Below are 20,079 nucleotides of genomic sequence, written 5' to 3' on the forward strand. Positions count from 1 at the left end.
TGGATATATGTCAAAAATTAGAGTATATGAATTAGCTAAAGAATTAAATGTCCAAAGTAAGGATCTTATATCCTTGTTAGAGGAAGAATTTGGTATTGAAGTAAAGAATCATATGAGTGTTATTGATGATGAAGACGCTGCACTTATCAAAGAGATGCTAGAAGAACAAGCAGAAGATGCAGAAGCTAACGGCAAAAAGCAATCTATCATAGACGAATATGAAAATGATCTAAATGAAAGTGTTAATGTTGTAGTAAAGAAAAGTAAGAATAAAGGCCGCGAGAAAGACGCAGAAGGAAAACAATTAGGATCAGAAGAAGTTATTGATGGTTCAGTTATAGAAATGGAAAATACAATAACCGTTAAAGAATTAGCTGATAAGTTAAAACAACCAGGTACAGAAGTTATTAAACAACTTATGTTTTTAGGTGTAATGGCAGCAATTAATCAAGAAGTAGATTTTGCTACTGCAGAAAAGCTTGCTGCTAAGTTTAATACTGAAGTAGTTTTAAAAGAAGACCAACTTATTTCAGATGAAGAAGAAGCGGATATAACTGAAGAAATAGATGAGGAAGAAGAAGGCGAAAACTATATTAAGAGACCGCCGGTAGTTACTGTAATGGGGCATGTTGACCATGGTAAAACATCTTTACTAGATGCTATCAGAAAAACAAAAGTTACTAATTCAGAAGCAGGTGGAATAACACAACATATCGGAGCTTATATGGCTAAGGTAAATAATGAATTAATCACATTCCTTGATACACCTGGACATGAAGCTTTTACTGCTATGAGAGCTAGAGGTGCTCAAATAACAGATATCGTTATCTTAGTTGTTGCTGCTGATGATGGTATAATGCCACAAACTGCAGAAGCAATAAACCACTGTAAAGCTGCAGGTGTACCAATGATAGTGGCTATTAATAAAATGGATAAACCAGGTGCAAATCCAGATAAGGTTAAACAAGAACTTACAGAGTATGGTCTTGTTGTAGAAGACTGGGGTGGCGATGTAATCTGTGTTCCAGTATCTGCTAAGACAGGTGAAAACTTAGATACTCTATTAGAAATGGTACTATTAACGGCAGAAATGGAAGAAGTTATAGCTGATCCATCAAGAAAAGCAAAAGGTACAGTGATTGAAGCCAAGCTAGATAAAGCAAGAGGTTCTGTTGCATCATTATTAGTTCAAAATGGTACATTAAAAGTAGGAGATTCAATTATAGTTGGTACTACTTACGGAAGAATTAGAGCTATGTTTGATCATACTGGAAAGAAATTAAAAGAAGCTGGTCCATCAGTTCCAGTTGAAATTTTAGGTTTATCAGAAGTACCAGCAGCAGGAGATAAGTTCTACGTAGTTAAAGATGAAAAAACTGCTAGAAATATGGCTGATTCAAGAAAAGAATCTCAAAGAAATGATTATTTATCTTCAACAAGAGTATCATTAGAAGATTTATATAGCCAAATCCAAGAAGGTAAGGTTAAAGAGTTAGGTTTAATAGTTAAGGCTGATGTTCAAGGTTCAGTTCAAGCATTAAATCAATCATTAGAAAAGCTTTCAACAGATAGCGTTAAGGTTAGAGTAATTCATGGTGCTGTTGGTGCAATATCAGAAGCAGATGTTACTTTAGCTAAAGCTTCAAGTGCTATTATTTTAGGATTTAATGTTCGTCCTGATAACAATGCAGTTGCAGCAGCAGATAGAGATAACGTTGATATAAAGACTTATAGAATAATTTATGATGCAATCGACGATGTTAAAGCAGCTATGATAGGAATGCTTGAACCAGAATATAAAGAAGTAATTTTAGGTACAGCTGAAGTTAGACTTGTATATAAAATTTCAAATGTTGGAACTGTAGCAGGTTGTTATGTTACAAATGGTAAAATAGTAAGAAATGCTAGTATAAGATTAGTTAGAAATGGCATAGTAATACTTGAGTCTACTTTATCTTCATTAAAGCGTTTCAAGGATGATGCTAAGGAAGTTGCTAGTGGATATGAATGCGGACTTACTGTAGAAAAATATAATGATCTAAAAGAAGGAGATATTATTGAAGCCTTCACTATAGAAGAAATTAAACCTACTTCACTATAATTTCAGTAAGGAGGTATTAAAATGGCTAGATATAGAAGTGAAAAGATAAACGAAGAAATGAAAAAACAAATTAGTGATGTTATACGCAATAGGGTTAGAGATCCTCGTTTAGCTCCGATGATAAGTGTTACATCTGTAGATGTAACAAAAGATTTAAAATATGCGAAGGTATATGTTAGCATATTTGGTAGTGACACAGAAAAAGATGAGAGTCTTAAAATATTAAAAAATTCATCCGGTTTCATCAGGAGGGAAGTAGCTTCAAAAATAAACCTTCGTAGTACTCCTGAATTGCTTTTTAATCTAGATACTTCAATAGAGTATGGTATGCATATTGATAGATTAATTCATAGCATAAAGGAGAATGAAGACAATGGTGATGAATCAGATACTGAAGAAAATTAAAGAAAGTAAAAAGATTGCTGTATCATTTCATACATCACCTGATGGGGATTCAATTGGATCCTCATTAGGCTTATTGTTAGGACTAAGAACTCTTGACAAAGAAGTGTACATATTATCTAAAGAACAAGCACCAGATAACTTAAAATTTCTACCTAATGCAGAAGAAGTAGGTTTCAATCCCACAATATTAGAAGGTACTGATATACTGATTGTACTAGATTGTGGTAATGTGGCAAGAATAAATAGTGATACTTCAATAGAAAATAATGATATTATAAAGATTAATATAGATCATCATGCGTCTAATGGCCTTTATGGTGACTTTAACTATGTTGATACAAATGCTTCTGCAGTTAGTGAAATCATTTATCAAATGCTTCAGCTCTTAAGCGTAAAAATAACAAAGGAAATGGCTACATGTTTATATGTATCTTTACTTACAGATACAAGTTCTTTCAGGCATTCAAATACTACAGCTTTAACTCATACTATTGCTGGTGATTTAATAAATGTAGGAATAAACTTTAGTCAAATACATTCTTTAGTTTTTGATAATAAATCTTTAAGTGAAACAAAGGTTCTAGCAAGGGTTTTAGAAAATATGTATTTAGTATGTGATGATAAAATTGTAGTATTAAAGGTTACTAAGGAATTACTTTCAGCTTTAGGAGCTGAGGAAAAGGATGCTTCCGATTTAATCTCTTATGGATTAAAACTTAAGGGAGTTGAAGTAGCGTTACTACTTAAAGAATCAGACAAAGGTATTAAGATAAGTTTAAGAGCCAAAAATGACGTCGATGTAAGACATGTGGCAGAAGCTTTTGGTGGCGGTGGACACAAAAAAGCAGCAGGAGCACTAATGGAAGGAACCATTGAACGTTGTGAAAAACAAATAATTGCATTACTAGAAAAAGAGTTGAGATAAGATGAATGGTATAATTAATGTATATAAACCACAAGGGATAACTTCTTTTGATGTTGTGAGATCAGTTAAAAAGATTACAGGTCAAAAAAAAATAGGTCATACAGGCACTTTAGACCCCTTAGCAACAGGGGTTCTTCCTATTTGTATAGGAAGAGCCACAAAGCTTGTTGATTATATTATGAATGGAAGAAAAACTTATATAGCTACCTTGAAGCTTGGTGTCGAAACAGATACCTATGATAGAGAGGGTGAGGTTCTTAAAACATTAGCTACAGAGCATTTATCAGAAGCTGAAGTTAAAGAAGCTATAAATTCATTTATTGGAGAAATAAAGCAAGTCCCACCAATGTATTCAGCTTTAAAGGTGCAAGGAAAAAGACTTTATGAACTTGCACGTGAAGGAAAAGAAGTTGAAAGAAATGAACGAAGCATAACTATTTACGATATTAAAATTCTTGAAATTAAAGTTCCAGATATAAAGTTTGAAGTAGTTTGTTCTAAAGGAACATATATAAGAAGCTTGTGTTTTGATATTGGTGAAAAGTTAAAATGTGGTGGTGCTATGTGGGACCTAGAGAGAACCGCTTCTAGTTCTTTCAAAAAGGAAAATTCCGTAACATTAGAAGAATTAGCCGTAAACTATGAAAATCATATTATTTCAATTGAAGAGGCAATTATGGAATTTTCTCCACTATATTATAATGAGAAAATTGGTAACTTGCTTTTAAATGGGGTTTGCCTAAACAATCCTAATATAATTAAAAATATTGAATTTGATAAGATTTATAGAGTATATAAGGAAAAAGAACTTCTTGGTCTCGGTATGCTACAAGAAAAAGGCTTTAAAATAATTACACTGCTTAATTAGGAGTTTTAGTTATGAGAATATTAAATGATAATTTTCATATTGATTTAGAAGATAGTACATATATTACCTTAGGTAGCTTTGACGGTCTTCATATGGGACATCAGCAGTTAATTAAATCAACAGTTTCTAAAGCAAGGGAAAATAATATAAAAAGCATGGTTTATACTTTTTCAAATCATCCTTTGAGTATTTTGGCTCCAGATAAAGAACCAAAGCAACTTATGGTCAATGAAAAGAAGATTGAAATTTTAAAAAAACTAGAAGTGGACATAGTTAATTTTGCTCATTTTAATGAAGAGTATCTAAAAATCCAACCAGTTGCATTTATAGAACTTTTGGTTAAGAAATATAACATGAAAGGCATAGTGGTAGGATACAACAATAGATTTGGATATAAAAATCAAGGTGATGTTGAACTTTTAAAGGCCTATAGTAATGAATATGGCTATGAAGTTATTGTTATAGATCCAGTTAAAGAGCATGATACTATTGTTAGTAGTACGAAGATAAGGGCTTTTATTACAGAAGGTGAAGTAGAGAAAGCTTCTGTGCTTCTTGGAAGACCTTATTCTTTAGAAGGTAAAGTAGTATCTGGAAAGCACTTAGGAAACACTATAGGCTTTCCAACTGCTAATATTGAGATAAATTTTAAAAGACTTCTTCCCAAAGGCGGAGTTTATTATAGTAATGTAAAAGTCGAAAATAAAATCTACAAAGGTATTACAAATATTGGATACAACCCTACGGTTCAAGGGGATAGCCTTTCAGTAGAAACTCATATTTTGGATTTTAATCAGAGTATATATGATGAATTTATAGAGGTATACTTTGTTAAAAGAATTCGTGATGAGAAAAAATTTAAATCAATAGATGAGTTAGTTAAACAATTAAAGCAAGATAAAGCTTATGCTGAGAAGTTCAATTTTGCTGTAAAATAGATAATTTAATTGTAAATCAAAGATTTGATTTACAATTAAATTATTATTTGATATAATTCTTGTGAACCTTATTCTATGAATATAGAGTCACCGACTTTTTCATGGAGTATAGGGGATATTATTCGGAGGTGTAGAAATGGATAAATTAAGAAAAGAAGAGTTAATAAAAACATATGCGAGACATGAAGGAGACACTGGTTCACCAGAAGTTCAAATAGCTTTATTAACAGAAAGAATAAACCACTTAAATGGTCACTTAAAAGAACACAAAAAAGATCACCACTCTAGAAGAGGTCTATTAAAGATGGTTGGTCAAAGAAGAGGTCTATTAAACTACTTAATGGCTCAAGATATCGAAAGATACCGTGATATAATCGCTAAGTTAGGCCTAAGAAAGTAATATCTTTAAAATAATAGAGCGGTAAAACCGCTCTATTATTTTAAACTAATGAAAATTACATAAAATTTTACTTTTAATAAATAATATAATGTAGGAGCCTTGAAAGGAGGTTAATTATGAATCATATTTTAGAAACAACTGTAGCTGGAAGAACGCTAAAAGTTGAATTTGGAAAAATTGGTATGCTATCAAATTGTGCGATGCTTATCAGCTATGGCGATACTGTTGTTATGGTAAATGCTAATGCATCAGAAAACCCTAGGGATGGAATAGACTTTTTCCCATTAAGTATCGAATATGAAGAAAGATTTTATTCAGTAGGAAAAATTCCAGGTGGATTTATAAAAAGGGAAGGTCGTCCTTCAGAAAAATCTATTTTAAATGCTAGAGCTATTGATAGACCTATAAGACCATTATTCCCAAAAGGATATAGAAACGATGTTCAAGTTGTTTGTACTGTACTTTCAGTAGAACAAGATAATCTTCCAAATATCTTAGCAATGAATGGAGCTTCTTTAGGATTATTATTATCAAGTATTCCATTTGTAGATCCAGTTGCTACTGTATCAGTTGGATTAATTGATGGGAACTTTGTATTAAATCCTACTGTAGAAGAAAGAAAACTTAGCACTATGGACTTAACAATTTGTGCCACAAGAGAAAGAGTTATGATGATTGAAGCTAGTGGAGATGAAATCCCAGAAGAAGTCATGATAAGTGCTATAAATTATGGATTTGAGCAATGCCAACCAATAATAAAATTTCAAGAGGAAGCAAGAAGCAAGTTTGGTAAGGAAAAAGTAACACCAACGCTTTATCATGTAGATGAAACTCTTGAAAAAGAAGTAACTGAATATTCTTTTGAAATGTTAAAAGAGGCTATGTACATAACTGATAAAGATCAGAGAAATGAAAGACTTAAGGTTATAAAAGAAGATATTAATAGTGCTTTTGCTGAAAAATATCCAGATGCAAAAGGTGATATTGGTGAAGTAATCTACAATACTCAAAAAGAAATTGTAAGAGATATGATGCTTAATAAGAAACGTAGACCAGACGGTAGAGCCTTTGATGAAGTAAGAAATATAGGATGTGAAGTTGATTTACTTCCAAGAACTCATGGTACAGGATTATTTACAAGAGGTCTTACTCAAGTTTTAACTGTAGCAACTTTAGGTGCAATTGGTGATGTTCAAATTATCGATGGTTTAGGTGAAGAAGAATCAAAGAGATATATGCATCATTATAATTTTCCTGCATATTCTGTTGGAGAAGTTAAACCGTTAAGAGGACCAGGAAGAAGAGAAATAGGTCACGGAGCTTTAGCAGAAAAAGCATTAGTACCGCTTATACCAAGTGAAGAAGAGTTCCCATATACAATTAGATTAGTTTCAGAAGTATTAAGTTCTAATGGATCAACTTCTCAAGCAAGTGTTTGTGGAAGTACTCTAGCTCTTTTAGATGCAGGTGTTCCAATAAAAAGACCAGCAGCAGGAATAGCTATGGGACTTATAACTAATGAAGATTTAACCCAAGAAGGTGTTCTTACAGATATCCAAGGTATAGAAGATTTCTTTGGAGATATGGATTTCAAAGTTGCAGGTACTACTAAAGGTATCACAGCAATTCAAGTTGATACAAAGATAAAAGGTTTATCAGATTATGTAATTCGTACAGCAATTGAAGATGCGAGAAAAGCAAGACTTCATATTCTTGAAAAAATCGATGAATGCATTGAGAAACCAAGAGAAGAATTATCTCAATATGCACCAAGAATAATAACTATGTCGATAGACCCTGAAAAAATTCGTGATGTAATAGGTGCAGGCGGAAAAGTTATAAATAAGATAATTGCTGAAACTGGCGTAAAAATAGACATAAAAGAAGATGGCAAGATATTTATAATGTCAGCAGACAGTGTTGGAGCAAATAAAGCTGTTAAGATGATTGATGATTTAACAAGAGAAATAAAGGTTGGAGAAATATACTTAGGAAAAGTTACTAAAATAACTACCTTTGGTGCTTTTGTAGAAGTACTTCCTAATAAAGAAGGTCTCGTTCATATATCTAAATTAGATGTTACGAGAGTAAATAAAGTTGAAGATATCGTATCTGTAGGTGATGAGATACTTGTAAAGGTTACTGAAATAGATAACCAAGGTAGAGTAAATCTATCAAGAAAAGATGCTTTAGCTGATACTGAAGAAAAAAACAAAGAAGATGATGAGAAGTAAAAAATAGAAGGGCAAAAGTTGCCTTTTTATTTTTTGTTTTTTTAAGCAAAATCACAAACAATAATATATAATAAGGTTGTATCCAAATAATTTATCCGATGGCTACCAGTCGTAACACTTCCATCTTCTATAAAGTAGGAAAGTAGGGAAAACCAATATTTATTTGGTGTGAATCGATTTCTCTTTAGATTATAACGGTTGCTATGTCTCTGGATAACGATTTCTAAATTTTATATGAAGTAAAAAGTTTCATATGAAACTTAGAACTCTGTTTATGAACCATGAAAAATTAGACAGTGGGAGGTAATAAATGTATACTTTTTTTACAATAGACAATGGTCTTAGGGTTGTTCTAGAAAATATTGACCATGTTAGCTCTGTAAGTGTAGGCCTATGGGTAGAAAATGGTTCTAGAAATGAAACAGCAGAAAGCAATGGAATTTCGCATTTTATTGAGCATATGCTTTTTAAGGGAACATACAATAGAAATGCCAAAGAAATAGTTGAAGCGATAGAGGATTATGGCGGCCAAATTAACGCTTTTACAGGTAAAGAAGCTACTTGCTATTATACAAAAACTTTAGACTCTCATATGGAAAGATCCTTTGGAGTATTAAGTGATATGATTTTTAATAGTAAATTTGATCCTGTTGATATCGAAAGAGAAAAAAAGGTAGTAATAGAAGAAATAAATATGAGTGAAGATTCGCCAGAAGATGTGCTCAGTGATCTTCATTCCATAGCTATTTGGGGAGATGATCCTATAGCTTTACCAATTTTAGGTACAGAAGAAACTGTAAAATCTTTCACTAGAGAGCAGTTATTGGAATATATTGAATGTAGGTATATACCAGAAAATTGTGTTTTATCTATATGCGGAAATATAGATTTTGATGTAACCACAAAATTAGTTAACAAATATTTTGGAAGCTGGAGTAGCAAAAATAAAAAAGTAACAAAACATTCAACGCCTATATTCCAAAATAAATTCTTAGTTAAGCAAAAACCAATAGAACAAGTTCATTTAAGTTTAGGGATTAAGGGTATAGAGACAGGAAACAGAGATAACTACCCTTTGCATGTAATCAATAATGTCTTTGGAGGAACTGCATCATCAATATTGTTCCAAAAACTTCGTGAAGAAAGAGGAATGTGCTATTCTATATATTCCTACAACTCTCCTTACATGAATACAGGAATAATGAACGTATATGCAGGACTTAATCCTAAAGATACAAAGGAAGCAATTATACAAATAAAAAATGAGTTAAGTATTTTAGTGGAAAAAGGAATATCTAAAGAGACACTAAATAAAACAAAAGAGCAATTAAAAGGTAATTATATGTTGGGACTTGAGAGCACCAGCAATAAGATGTTTGCTAATGGCAAAAATGCTTTATTTTTAAATAGAATAAATACTCCAAAGGATATAATGAAAAAAATTAATGATATAACCTTAGAGGATATAAATAGAGTAATGAAAAATACTTTTGGAGAAGGTATAATCAATGGTGCTTTGGTTGGTGACAATATAGATGACGACATATTAAAAATCTTTTAGGATATTTTATGTTATATCCTCCTTATAATTATCATATTTATAAGTAGTAGATTATAAGGAGGATACATATGAGTCAAAATACAAAGCTTTTTAGTGAAATGGAAAGGTATGAAATTATCAATATCAATGATGGAGAAAAATACAGTACTTTGGGTAACAATGATATTTTAGTAGATAGTTATGGCAATCTAAAACTTTTACTCTTAAATGATGAGGGTAGTAGATTCGGACTTTTTTCGAGAAGCGATTATAAAGAGATACCATGGCATTATGTTAGAAAAATTGGAGCGAGGACTATAATTATGGATATAGATGAGGATATGCTCAAATAATGGGATGAGTGGTGAGAAGATGAAGATTATTGTACAAAAGTTTGGAGGAACTTCGGTTTCAACATTAGAAAAACGAAAAAATGTTATAGAAAAGATAAAAAACTCTATAGAAAAAGGATATAAGCCAGTGGTAGTAGTTTCAGCTATGGGAAGAATTGGTGAGCCATATGCCACAGATACTCTGCTATCACTGATTTCTGAAGAAACTAAAAAGAATAATAAACAGGCTACAGATCTTTTAATGAGTTGTGGAGAAGTAATTAGTACTTGTGTTATGTGTAGTGAACTAAATTCATATAATATAAAATCAGTTCCATTAACAGGTGGACAAGGCGGTATAATTACCGATAATAATTCTGGTGATGCTGAGGTAAAGGAATTAAGACCAAATAGAATTTTTAAGTATTTAGAAGAAGGATATGTTCCTGTTATTGCAGGATTCCAAGGCGTTTCTAATGAGGGTATTATAACTACTCTTGGAAGAGGTGGAAGTGATACTTCCGCAGCATTAATTGGAAAAGCTTTAAAGGCAGAAAAAATAGAAATATACACAGATGTAGATGGTATAATGACTGCAGATCCAAGGATTGTTGGAAATGCCTCATTAATAGAAGAAATAAGTTATGCAGAGGTATTCCAATTTGCAGATCAAGGTGCAAAGGTAATACACCCAAGGGCTGTGGAAATTGCAATGGAAAGTGGAATACCATTAATAATAAAAAACACTGTTACAGATTGTGAAGGAACTATAATTAATAGTTTAGGTTGTAGTAAAAATAAAAAATTGATAACAGGTATTACTCATATGAAGGACAGAGTCCAAGTTACCATAAAAGGTGATGATAATAAAGGTAATGATAGATATGAGAATATTTTAGATATAATGGCAGAAAACTATATTAGTATAGATCTTATAAATGTTTTTACAACAGAAGTGATTTTTACTATAGGAACAGAAGATCTAGATAAATTCATAAATATAATGGAAAAGTCTCAAATAAAATATATAATGATAAAAAAGTGCAGCAAAATAGCTATAATAGGAAACAAGATCAGAGGTGTTCCTGGGGTTATGGCAAGAATAATAAGGGCACTGAAAAATGAAAATATACAGGTGCTGCAAACTTCTGACTCACATACAACAATATGGTGTCTTGTAAGGGAGTCAGAAACAGTTAAAGCAATAAATACACTTCATAAAGAATTTCAAATGTATAAATAATGAGAATAGCCTCTTATGATGTAGGGAAAACTAATCATAAGAGGTGATTTTTATTGATTAGAGAAACCAGTAGTGTAGAGAGTAATGAAGAAAAAGAAAATATAAAAGAACTAGGAGTATCTGAGGTTCCAGGGATAGAAGAGAGAATTGCTATTTTACCAATTATAGGACAAATTGAAGGTCATATGGTAGCTCCACCTCAGCATAAGACTACAAAATATGAACATATAATTCCTCAAGTTGTAGGAATAGAAACCAATGATAAGATAGAAGGTGCACTTATAATTTTGAATACTATAGGTGGAGATGTGGAGGCAGGGCTCGCCATTGCGGAAATGATCACATCTATAAGCAAACCTACAGTATCCTTAGTCATTGGAGGTGGGCATTCCATTGGAGTACCTCTTGCCACCGCTGCTAAGTATTCATATATAACTACTTCAGCTACAATGATAGTTCACCCAATAAGGATGAATGGAACTGTAATTGGAGTACCTCAAACCTTTGATTATTTTAATAAAATGCAGGAAAGAATCGTAGAATTTGTAGTGAGAACTTCAAAGGTTCAACGTGATAGTTTTATTTCTATGATGATGAAAACTGATGAGTTATTAAATGATATGGGAACTATTTTGATAGGGAAGCAAGCTGTAGAAAAAGGTCTTATTGATGAGGTTGGAGGTATAAAGCGAGCGTTAGATAAGCTTGAGCAGTTAATTGAAGAGGTAAAAAAGAAAAATAAAGCCAACGATAAAGTTAAAGAGGAGATTAAAGAGGAAGCTACCAACTTAGAGAAAAACCAAAAAGAAGAACAAAAAGCCAAAGAGTCCACAAAAGGAAAAAGAAAGGTAAAAAATAAAAAAGGAGAAGATGTATAAACACAATATATGCAAATGTAAAAGTAAAAAGTCATAGAAAAACTATGACTTTTTGTTTTTGGCTTTAGTTATTATTTTAACGATAGAAGAAACTAGAACTATGCCGATAGCTATTGAGCCAGCGCTTAATATTGTTTTATAACCAGTGGTAAGGGATGCAGATAAGTCTCCAGTTATACCGTAAAACATAGTTTCATACATACCTTTTCCAGGCACTAGAGGGATTAATGCTGCAACTAAAAAAATCGTTACAGGAGTTTTGAAGACCCTTGCCATAACTTCAGAATAAATTGTGATGGCACAAGTGGCAACAAACAAAGCATTAAATTCTGATGAATAAAGGCCCGTAAGACGGTAAAAAAACCAGCCAATACCTCCTCCAAGAGCAGCAAGGACTACTCTTTTCCCTTTAATATTAAATATGATTGCAAAGCATAAAGAGGAGATTATTGCAAAGGTTGATTCAAATATCATAGTGTGATTCCTCCAAAAAGAAAAATGAGTTTGAAAGTTAAACCAGTTCCTGCAGCGATGGCAACAGCTATAAAAAAGGCTTCCATAAGCCTACTAGTACCAGATACTAAATCACCAGCAATTATATCCCTAATTGCGTTTGTAACAATCATTCCTGGAACCAATAACATTATAGAGGAAATTATTATAGTATCCATATTATCTCCAAGTCCTAGAGCTTTAAGACTATAACCAAAGAGGGCACCAATGGAACCACCTATAATATTTATAAAAAAATCGTTCAATTGAATTTTTTTTGAAAACAGTGTTGTAATTTTTATTAAAAAGCCGATGAAGAAAGCACATAAAAAATCATTTATGGTTCCTTTAAAAAGGAATGTAAAGCTTGCAGCACCCAAGGCTGAACAAAAAATCATAAGTTTATCTCCAAAAGGCTTTTGATCTTCTATATTTTTCAAATCAGAATAAACTTCATCAAGTGTGAATGGTTCTACTGATAATTTTCTAGAAAGGTTATTAACTTGATGGATTTTATCAAGGTTAACGCCTCTAGAGCTTATTCTTTTTATTAGAGAGTGAGTATGTCCATCATCATCAACTAAAGACATCATCAATCCAGTAGGAGTTGCAAAACTATCTACATTTTTTATGCCAAAAGCATGACAAATCCTGGAGATTGTCTCTTCTACTCTGTAAACCTCTCCACCATTTTCCAAAATAATTTTTCCTGCAAGAGCAGAAATCTGAAGAACCCTATTTGCTGTCATATTATCTCTCCTCAATCAAAGTCCATAATATTATATAATATCTCTAAGGCTTGTGTAAATGATAAAAAATTTCGTTAATCTACAAGAAAAGCATTATTATGACATTGTATAGAATTAAAGCAACGCTGATAAAAATTTTTGTATTATATATTCTTACGTAAAAGAATAAAAATATAAGCCTCATTATTGAAACTATATAAATTGTTTATTACGATATTGAAAAGTGAAAAATACTCTATGAGGAGTAATTGTTGAAATATATATAATGTTAACTAGGACATTTAGTAGTAATAAATAATTAGAAAGTTTCCACATAGAATCTACTTACAGTGGCAAAATATATTTATCTACACCATATTAAGTGTGTAAAGATTGTTTTTAGAAAATATATTATAAAAGGGAGGACTTTGGTAATATGGCACATAAGAATAATAAAAATATACATGGTAAGGTAAATAATAAGACAAAGAAAGAATTAAAGAAAATGCTTGTTGAAACAGGGAATGAAATAGGTTATTCTAAAGAATCCAAGAAGTTGGGACATGATGAGCCAAGGCCAGAAGAGTTAAGGTCTAAGGAGGCAAGACTTCAGGAAATAAAAGATATAATGAAGTTTAGTAAGAAATAAGATGTAGAATCATTATAATCTAATAAGAAGTATTACAATATAATTTACTAAGCACAAGGACGTATTAGGGTATAACAAAGTGTATTTTTTAAGCATATGATATTTAGTGGTAATGTTTTAGGAGGAAAATTGATGGAAAGTATCAAGGAAAATTGCCACTTAACATTAAATACTACAAGAATTTGTGAGAATAATCCAATAGATATTTCAATCGCTATATCTGAAATAGCTTTTGCAAATATGAAGCCTAATGCAGTTATTTTGATTGAAGAAGAAGATATTTTTAATAGCATAGCAGCAACACCTTTAGTTCATTTACCAATTAATGCAGCAATTTTATTTACAGACGGCAGAAATTTAAGGGGAAAAACGTTAAAGACTATTGAAAGATTGTCACCAAAGGGTTATAAAGGGATACACGCATTTTTAGTTGGTAATATTTCAAGGCAGGTATCTTTAGAACTTAATAATCATGGCTATAAAACAGAGCATATAAAAGGTTCTAATCATTATGAAACTGCATGTATGATACCTAGTATGAGAGAGGATTTTAAAAATATCCTTATAATGTCTGGAGAGGATTGTACTGAGGGTATTAGTGCGACTTATTGGTCTGCTCATCATGGAGATCCTATTTTGTATGTAAAGCACAATAGCATCCCTTATTGTACAATAGAGGCTATTAGGAAAAATAAAGATATAAATGTCTACATTATAGGATCAACTAAAACTGTGTCTAAAGCAGTTGAAAAATATTTATCAAGATTAGAGAATGTTAAACATTTAGATAGGATTGACGGTGATGATTCATACGATATATCAGTTAATTTTGCTAAGTATAAAAGTCCTAAAAACCAATTTGGTTGGGATAGGAACGATAAGGAAGGTCATGCTTTCACATTTGGAGAACTAAATCATCCAATGGAAACCATAGCTGGTACTTTGTTTGCTCATATGGGTAAGCATACACCATTACTTTTAATAAGACAAGATTCAGTACCAGAAGTTGTTGAGAATTATATTGAGTCAGTAAAACCTACGCAAAAAAAAAATATGCCAGGACCGCCGTTCATGCATGGGTTTATTATTGGAGATAGCCAAATTATAGATCACAAGGCACAGCTGATGGTTGAAGAGAGTCTTTCTATAGACCATGAGATGATGGAGATTTCAAGGAATAGGTGTAAGAGTGAGACTGTAAGGGATAACTTAACTGATAGGGTTGATGCAAATCATTATAGATATCATATGTTTCAGCAAGAGGATGATTATAGAGAATTCAATAATCATAATGATATGATTATTGGAAATCATAGTTACAAGCGTTTAAATGTTGATTACAACGAAGTAGGTATTAATGAGTTACTAGGATAGAGTTTTTATTAGAATAATAGGGTAATGTGTTAAATATAAAGAAAGAATTGATTAAATCAATTCTTTCTTTAATAATATAGGACTTCTAAAAATATTTGTATATTAGATATCTGCATTGTTGGTAAAATCAATGTAGGTTTTTAATGCAAACATTTATTATATTAACGAAGTTCGTATGCTCCTAAATCTGGAGCTGTACCTAAGAATGGTAAACCTATAGCGACCCCTTTATCTATTAAATCACTGTTAGCAGCTAATTTTGCGAAGCCGTTGTTTGGAAGACTTCCATCTGAATTTCTTGGAGCTTTAGCCAAATCTTCGGTTAATCCAGTGAAATCAGAAGCATCAGTAGTAATTTTTAAATTCCAAGTATTATTTTTTTCAATAGAACCACTTGCTATTTCATGATCTAATTTAACCTTTGCTCCAAAGGATACGTTATTTGAGAATTCCATATTTGAAGCAGTTTCAAACATGTAATTGTAACCATTTCCAAAAGAAAGGCAGTTTTGTACGATTACGCTGCCTGCATGACTATTTTGGTCAAAGCCTTTTTTAGACCTTAAGTAGTTATCAAAAGCTACACAATTTTTTACAACGTGTACACCTTTGGAACTACCACCAGCACCGTTTCCACCAAGTTTAAAACCATTACCGTTTCCTTGATAAGAACTCATTTTTCTGCCCATTTTTTTCTGATATATAGCATCGAAATCTGTTTTGTCTCCATTATGCCATGTCCAGCAATTAATTATTTCAACACCCCAATCAGTTTCATATAGATCCCAACCGTCATCAGAATTTCTCCAAGAACGACAGTTTATAAATTTATTTCCTTTTCCATTGTGCATTTTACATGCGAAACCATCAGCATCTCCACCAGAACTATCAAAGTCAAAGTTGAAGTAAGAGTCACAATTTATGATTTCGTTATTAGCGCATAGCGCACCATTTGGGTTTACAGTTTCATGAGCAAAGCCAAGTTGAATTCCTGAGTCACCGTTATGATGAGTTATACAATTTTCAATTTTATTATTGTTACCTTCGATTTTTATTCCATTATCACCTGCATATTGTATTTCTAGACCTTTTAGGTGCCAGTAACTTCCTGTTAAAGAGAAACCTCTTGAGCTTGCCCCATAAGATTGAGCTGAGAAATCAATAACAGGTTTTTCTCCTGGGTATGCAAAAATATTTATAGGATTTGTCTCTGTACCTACTTTGTTAAGGTTAATTGTTGATGAATATTTATGTAAGCCATCTCTTAAATAAATAGTAGTACCTGGGTTAGCGATAGATACTGCATAACTTAAAGTTTTTAGTGGTGCTTCTTTTGTACCAGCACTAGAATCGTTTCCATAAACGGCAACATAAATAGCAGATTCGATTACTGTTTCATTAGCTGCAACATTGGTATTTTCTGCTGCCATAACTAAATTTGACTGGATTGGCATTGTTGAAAAAGACATTGCTGAAAAAACAGCTGCGCCTAAAATTAGACTTTTTACTTTTGAATGTTTTAACATCTTAGTTCCCCCTTATAACTGGTCCGATTATTATATATAATAATCTATGAATAATTTAATAATTATTTTATACGATAAAGTAAAAAATATTATGAGTTACCTAGATTTAAGAATTTTCTTATATATAATCAATATAAGATTAGTTAGTGTTAAAAACTTATCGAAATTATATATAATAAGAATTCAAGTGACACTAAAGACCATTCCAATATTAATATATATTACTGTATTATCGTGTAAAATAATGTATTAATCATTAGTATTTTACCATGATAAACATCATATGTCTATAATTTCAATTATATATATATTTAATAACTATTGTGAATTTAATTTGGAAGTTAAATAGAGCTTTTAAAAAGTATAAGTAGTTAATAATCTAAACTTAAGTGATAAATAATGAAAGCGCCTTGTCCATTAAATTTAAAGACAGGACGCTTTATAATATTTAGCATTAAGCTTTAATATGTTATTAGAAGATTTAGCTATTGGAATAAGAATTAATTAACTGAATAATTTCTCTCTCACTGTCAACTTCTCCTTCATAAGGATAAGTTTTGGCTACCTTTTCAAAAGCAATAAGTTCTTTGTTTGCATTAACAGTGTTTTTATTTACAAGTAATTCATAGGCATACATTAATCTTCTCCTTGAAACATAAGAAGATGTTGCTTTTATGTATTTTTTTAGTTCTTCGGTGTGAAATTTTTCAATTTCTTCTTTACGACATTGTCCAATGATTTCATAAAACATAAGTTCACAGTATAACTCATTTTTATAAACTTGAAGAAGACCAGGAGTATTATTAAGCATAGCTTCACAAGCAGTTTTTGCTTGTCCGAATTCTTTCTTATCATGAAGATAACTACATTGCATTACACCAATTGCGTTTATTAGTGGATTTTTTAAATCAGCATTATCTGGAAGCCTAAACCATTCCTCTGGCATTTCTCGTAATCTCGTACCTGTGGATACCAGAGCGTTTATCTTTAGCTGAAGCCAAAGCATATGGCGAGCTTCATGGTTCCTACAAAGCGATAGGGTATTAAAACCATCGTTAGCTATACCACCTATTTTTAGAGGTATACTGTTTAATAAGGCAAAGCCTATGCCAAATATAAAATTCATAACAAGAAGTGTAGACAATAATGGAACTTCAGAAAATAAAAAATATAAGGAAAGACATAGCAATCCTAATGATATGTTAGCAATAGAACCTCCAAGATTATATGATATGCATGGAAAATTATATCCATCGCACTTTGGTGGTGACATTAAACATTGTCCTCCTGTACCGACTATGTTGAACTTTTTACGTTTTATCTTGTTTTTTTCTTTTACAAACATTAGAGTTCCAATTCTAAAGGAAACGAAATCATACCCTGATAATTTTCCAAAAATATAGTGTCCAGCTTCGTGAACAATAATTTGTATATACATTGAGGTGCATGCAAAAATAAAGATTAATGCAATAAAAAGTATGTTAATAAAAGGTGTATCGCTTGAAGGTAGACTTTCATCAATTACTTTTCCACCAAAAAAGCCACCAAGCCCACCAATTAGGATAAAAATCAGCCCAGCAACTATAGTGCCAATATTTTTCTTCTTTTTATTTTTACTCATTTAGTTACCCACCTTTGTGAAATATAAATAATTTTACTTTGTATTAAAAACATATGTATTACTAGAATTTTAACACATTAATATTTACAATTCTATTTGATTCTTTACTTAATCCTTCATATAATTACAAATATACGGGTACTTAATAGGTAAAAGGTATCATGATAGCATTTATTAAATGTATGATTATATAGAAGTACGGGGAAATACTAAGAAAGTGTAGGTAAGTAATATTGAAAATCTACATCTATTTCACAAAAGGTATAGGTACTTAATGTAGAAATATTATTTAGAACTTATATACATAAGAGATTTTCGGATAATATAATGTAAATCAAGGTAGAGATCCAAAAGAAATTATGTTTAGGCAACCTTTAACAATATTAATTGTAATAAATTAATACTATGATATAATAAATAAATAGTGAATAATAAATCAATAAGAAAGATAAAAAATTCTTAATACATAATACTATAATAGGGGGCAAAACTATGGATTTTAAAAATTTAAAAAACACAGATGAAGCAGTATTTCACATAATAAATGAAGAATTTCAAAGACAGGATAATAATATAGAGCTTATTGCTTCAGAAAATTTCACTAGTGAAGCTGTTATGGAAGCTATGGGTTCATATATGACTAATAAGTATGCAGAAGGCTATCCTCAAAAAAGATATTATGGTGGATGCGAAGTAGTAGATAAGGTAGAAGACTTAGCTAGGGATAGAATGCTTCAATTATTTGGTGGAGACCATGCAAACGTTCAACCACATTCAGGTTCACAAGCTAATATGGCAGTTTATCTTTCTGTTTTGAAGCCAGGAGATACAGTTCTTGGAATGAGTTTAAGTGAAGGTGGCCATTTAACTCATGGAAGTCCAGTTAACTTTTCAGGAATACTTTTTAACTTCCAATCTTACGGAGTAAATGGTGATGGACTTATTGATTATGATGAAGTTGAGAAAATTGCTCTTGAAATAAAGCCAAAGATGATAGTAGCTGGAGCTAGTGCTTATTCTAGAGTTATAGATTTTAAGAGATTTAGAGAAATTGCAGACAAGGTTGGAGCATACTTAATGGTAGATATGGCTCATATAGCTGGTCTTATAGCTGGAGGTGTTCATCCATCACCAGTTCCATATTGTGATTTTGTTACAACAACAACTCATAAAACTCTTAGAGGACCTAGAGGTGGAGCAATCATATGCAAGGAAGAATATGCTAAGGCACTTGATAAAACTATATTCCCAGGAATTCAAGGTGGTCCATTAATGCATGTTATAGCAGCAAAAGCAGTTTGTTTTGGCGAAGCTTTAAAGGATGAGTTTAAGGAATATGCACAACAAGTTGTTAAAAATGCAGCAGTTCTATGCCAAGAATTAAAAGAATTTGGTTTTGATATAGTCTCTGGAGGAACAGATAACCATCTTATGCTTATTGATTTAACTTCAAAGAATATTACAGGTAAGGATGCTGAAAAACTTCTTGATACTATCGGTATCACTGTAAATAAAAATACAATTCCAAATGAAAAGCTTAGTCCTTTTGTAACAAGTGGTGTAAGAGTAGGTACTGCTGCGGTTACAACAAGAGGTATGAAGGAAGAGGATATGAAAAAAATCGCTTACTTCATCAACTATGCTATTGAACATAGAGAAGAAGATTTAACAGATATAAAAGCACAAGTTTCTGAATTTACTTCAAAGTTTAAATTATATAAATAAGCTCAAAGATTATTTATTGATAAGCTGAAATATAATTTTTCAGTACAATAAAAAGATAAACATATAAGTATGGTAAAATATATGTATGCGAAAGTGTACA

17 protein-coding genes and 1 pseudogene are annotated in these 20,079 nt (G+C 31.5%); 14 read left to right on the forward strand and 4 right to left on the reverse strand.

Translation table 11 applies throughout. The features are described from left to right. The first annotated feature begins 7 nt into the window (after positions 1-7). The 11 genes and pseudogenes from infB to CLOCEL_RS09025 all read left to right on the forward strand — a co-directional run. The gene (gene infB, locus CLOCEL_RS08975) at positions 8-2,101 is read left to right on the forward strand and encodes a translation initiation factor IF-2 (protein WP_010077253.1); all 2,094 of its coding nucleotides are present in this window, start codon (positions 8-10) and stop codon (positions 2,099-2,101) included. Positions 2,102-2,122: 21 nt separating this feature from the next. Next, a complete protein-coding gene (gene rbfA, locus CLOCEL_RS08980; protein ID WP_010077252.1) occupies positions 2,123-2,506 on the forward strand; it encodes a 30S ribosome-binding factor RbfA in 384 nt (127 codons plus the stop codon). After that, positions 2,475-3,431 carry a DHH family phosphoesterase gene (locus CLOCEL_RS08985; protein ID WP_010077251.1) on the forward strand — a complete coding sequence of 319 codons (957 nt, stop codon included), beginning with the start codon at positions 2,475-2,477 and terminating at the stop codon, positions 3,429-3,431. Before rbfA ends, CLOCEL_RS08985 begins: the two co-directional genes overlap by 32 nt. Before the next feature lies 1 nt (position 3,432). Further along, complete coding sequence (truB, locus tag CLOCEL_RS08990) at positions 3,433-4,299, forward strand: tRNA pseudouridine(55) synthase TruB (protein ID WP_010077250.1); 867 nt, start codon at positions 3,433-3,435, stop codon at positions 4,297-4,299. A gap of 11 nt (positions 4,300-4,310) precedes the next feature. Further along, entirely contained in the window at positions 4,311-5,237 is a 927-nt protein-coding gene (locus CLOCEL_RS08995; RefSeq protein ID WP_010077249.1) for a bifunctional riboflavin kinase/FAD synthetase, read from the forward strand. Between the two features lie 136 nt (positions 5,238-5,373). Then, complete coding sequence (gene rpsO / locus CLOCEL_RS09000) at positions 5,374-5,637, forward strand: 30S ribosomal protein S15 (protein WP_010077248.1); 264 nt, start codon at positions 5,374-5,376, stop codon at positions 5,635-5,637. 116 nt (positions 5,638-5,753) lie between these two features. Beyond that, positions 5,754-7,871, forward strand: a complete 2,118-nt coding sequence (locus tag CLOCEL_RS09005; RefSeq protein WP_010077247.1) for a polyribonucleotide nucleotidyltransferase — start codon at positions 5,754-5,756, stop codon at positions 7,869-7,871. A 310-nt stretch (positions 7,872-8,181) separates the two neighbouring features. Continuing rightward, entirely contained in the window at positions 8,182-9,432 is a 1,251-nt protein-coding gene (locus tag CLOCEL_RS09010) for a M16 family metallopeptidase (protein WP_010077246.1), read from the forward strand. Positions 9,433-9,500: 68 nt separating this feature from the next. Then, positions 9,501-9,764, forward strand: a complete 264-nt coding sequence (locus CLOCEL_RS09015; RefSeq protein ID WP_010077245.1) for a YlmC/YmxH family sporulation protein — start codon at positions 9,501-9,503, stop codon at positions 9,762-9,764. Positions 9,765-9,783: 19 nt separating this feature from the next. Beyond that, on the forward strand, positions 9,784-10,986 hold the full coding sequence (gene dapG / locus CLOCEL_RS09020) for an aspartate kinase (RefSeq protein ID WP_010077244.1): 1,203 nt from the start codon (positions 9,784-9,786) through the stop codon (positions 10,984-10,986). 53 nt (positions 10,987-11,039) lie between these two features. Beyond that, positions 11,040-11,720, forward strand: a pseudogene (locus tag CLOCEL_RS09025) (ClpP family protease); the annotation flags it as partial. A 186-nt stretch (positions 11,721-11,906) separates the two neighbouring features. Here CLOCEL_RS09025 and CLOCEL_RS09030 read toward each other — a convergent pair. After that, entirely contained in the window at positions 11,907-12,338 is a 432-nt protein-coding gene (locus CLOCEL_RS09030; RefSeq protein ID WP_010077242.1) for a threonine/serine exporter family protein, read from the reverse strand. Further along, positions 12,335-13,105 (reverse strand): threonine/serine exporter family protein, encoded by a 771-nt coding sequence (locus CLOCEL_RS09035; RefSeq protein ID WP_010077241.1) that lies wholly within the window; start codon positions 13,103-13,105, stop codon positions 12,335-12,337. The genes CLOCEL_RS09030 and CLOCEL_RS09035 overlap by 4 nt, the downstream gene beginning before the upstream one ends. Before the next feature lie 415 nt (positions 13,106-13,520). Here CLOCEL_RS09035 and CLOCEL_RS09040 point away from each other — a divergent pair, with 415 nt between their 5' ends. Further along, positions 13,521-13,733 carry a hypothetical protein gene (locus tag CLOCEL_RS09040; RefSeq protein ID WP_010077240.1) on the forward strand — a complete coding sequence of 71 codons (213 nt, stop codon included), beginning with the start codon at positions 13,521-13,523 and terminating at the stop codon, positions 13,731-13,733. A 132-nt stretch (positions 13,734-13,865) separates the two neighbouring features. Then, positions 13,866-15,107 carry a cell wall-binding repeat-containing protein gene (locus CLOCEL_RS09045; protein WP_010077239.1) on the forward strand — a complete coding sequence of 414 codons (1,242 nt, stop codon included), beginning with the start codon at positions 13,866-13,868 and terminating at the stop codon, positions 15,105-15,107. 161 nt (positions 15,108-15,268) lie between these two features. On the opposite strand, the gene CLOCEL_RS09050 is transcribed toward CLOCEL_RS09045, so the two are convergent. Next, a complete protein-coding gene (locus CLOCEL_RS09050; protein ID WP_010077238.1) occupies positions 15,269-16,633 on the reverse strand; it encodes a right-handed parallel beta-helix repeat-containing protein in 1,365 nt (454 codons plus the stop codon). Between the two features lie 481 nt (positions 16,634-17,114). Further along, complete coding sequence (locus tag CLOCEL_RS09055; protein ID WP_010077237.1) at positions 17,115-18,254, reverse strand: M50 family metallopeptidase; 1,140 nt, start codon at positions 18,252-18,254, stop codon at positions 17,115-17,117. A 492-nt stretch (positions 18,255-18,746) separates the two neighbouring features. On the opposite strand from CLOCEL_RS09055, the gene glyA reads away from it, so the two are divergent. Then, entirely contained in the window at positions 18,747-19,979 is a 1,233-nt protein-coding gene (glyA, locus tag CLOCEL_RS09060) for a serine hydroxymethyltransferase (protein WP_010077236.1), read from the forward strand. The last annotated feature ends 100 nt before the right edge of the window (positions 19,980-20,079 follow it).

Source organism: Clostridium cellulovorans 743B (assembly GCF_000145275.1).
In the GTDB taxonomy this organism is placed as follows: Bacteria; Bacillota; Clostridia; order Clostridiales; family Clostridiaceae; genus Clostridium_K; species Clostridium_K cellulovorans.

Excerpts from the sequence above, each read along its gene's own strand:
- CLOCEL_RS09045 (WP_010077239.1), top strand. The coding sequence starts at position 13,866 with ATGGAAAGTATCAAGGAAAATTGCCACTTAACATTAAATACTACAAGA.
- CLOCEL_RS08985 (WP_010077251.1), top strand. The coding sequence starts at position 2,475 with ATGGTGATGAATCAGATACTGAAGAAAATTAAAGAAAGTAAAAAGATT.
- CLOCEL_RS09010 (WP_010077246.1), top strand. The coding sequence starts at position 8,182 with ATGTATACTTTTTTTACAATAGACAATGGTCTTAGGGTTGTTCTAGAA.
- CLOCEL_RS08995 (WP_010077249.1), top strand. The coding sequence starts at position 4,311 with ATGAGAATATTAAATGATAATTTTCATATTGATTTAGAAGATAGTACA.
- dapG (WP_010077244.1), top strand. The coding sequence starts at position 9,784 with ATGAAGATTATTGTACAAAAGTTTGGAGGAACTTCGGTTTCAACATTA.
- CLOCEL_RS09055 (WP_010077237.1), bottom strand. The coding sequence starts at position 18,254 with ATGAGTAAAAATAAAAAGAAGAAAAATATTGGCACTATAGTTGCTGGG.
- CLOCEL_RS09050 (WP_010077238.1), bottom strand. The coding sequence starts at position 16,633 with ATGTTAAAACATTCAAAAGTAAAAAGTCTAATTTTAGGCGCAGCTGTT.
- truB (WP_010077250.1), top strand. The coding sequence starts at position 3,433 with ATGAATGGTATAATTAATGTATATAAACCACAAGGGATAACTTCTTTT.
- CLOCEL_RS09005 (WP_010077247.1), top strand. The coding sequence starts at position 5,754 with ATGAATCATATTTTAGAAACAACTGTAGCTGGAAGAACGCTAAAAGTT.
- CLOCEL_RS09015 (WP_010077245.1), top strand. The coding sequence starts at position 9,501 with ATGAGTCAAAATACAAAGCTTTTTAGTGAAATGGAAAGGTATGAAATT.
- CLOCEL_RS09030 (WP_010077242.1), bottom strand. The coding sequence starts at position 12,338 with ATGATATTTGAATCAACCTTTGCAATAATCTCCTCTTTATGCTTTGCA.
- glyA (WP_010077236.1), top strand. The coding sequence starts at position 18,747 with ATGGATTTTAAAAATTTAAAAAACACAGATGAAGCAGTATTTCACATA.
- rpsO (WP_010077248.1), top strand. The coding sequence starts at position 5,374 with ATGGATAAATTAAGAAAAGAAGAGTTAATAAAAACATATGCGAGACAT.
- CLOCEL_RS09040 (WP_010077240.1), top strand. The coding sequence starts at position 13,521 with ATGGCACATAAGAATAATAAAAATATACATGGTAAGGTAAATAATAAG.
- rbfA (WP_010077252.1), top strand. The coding sequence starts at position 2,123 with ATGGCTAGATATAGAAGTGAAAAGATAAACGAAGAAATGAAAAAACAA.
- infB (WP_010077253.1), top strand. The coding sequence starts at position 8 with ATGTCAAAAATTAGAGTATATGAATTAGCTAAAGAATTAAATGTCCAA.
- CLOCEL_RS09035 (WP_010077241.1), bottom strand. The coding sequence starts at position 13,105 with ATGACAGCAAATAGGGTTCTTCAGATTTCTGCTCTTGCAGGAAAAATT.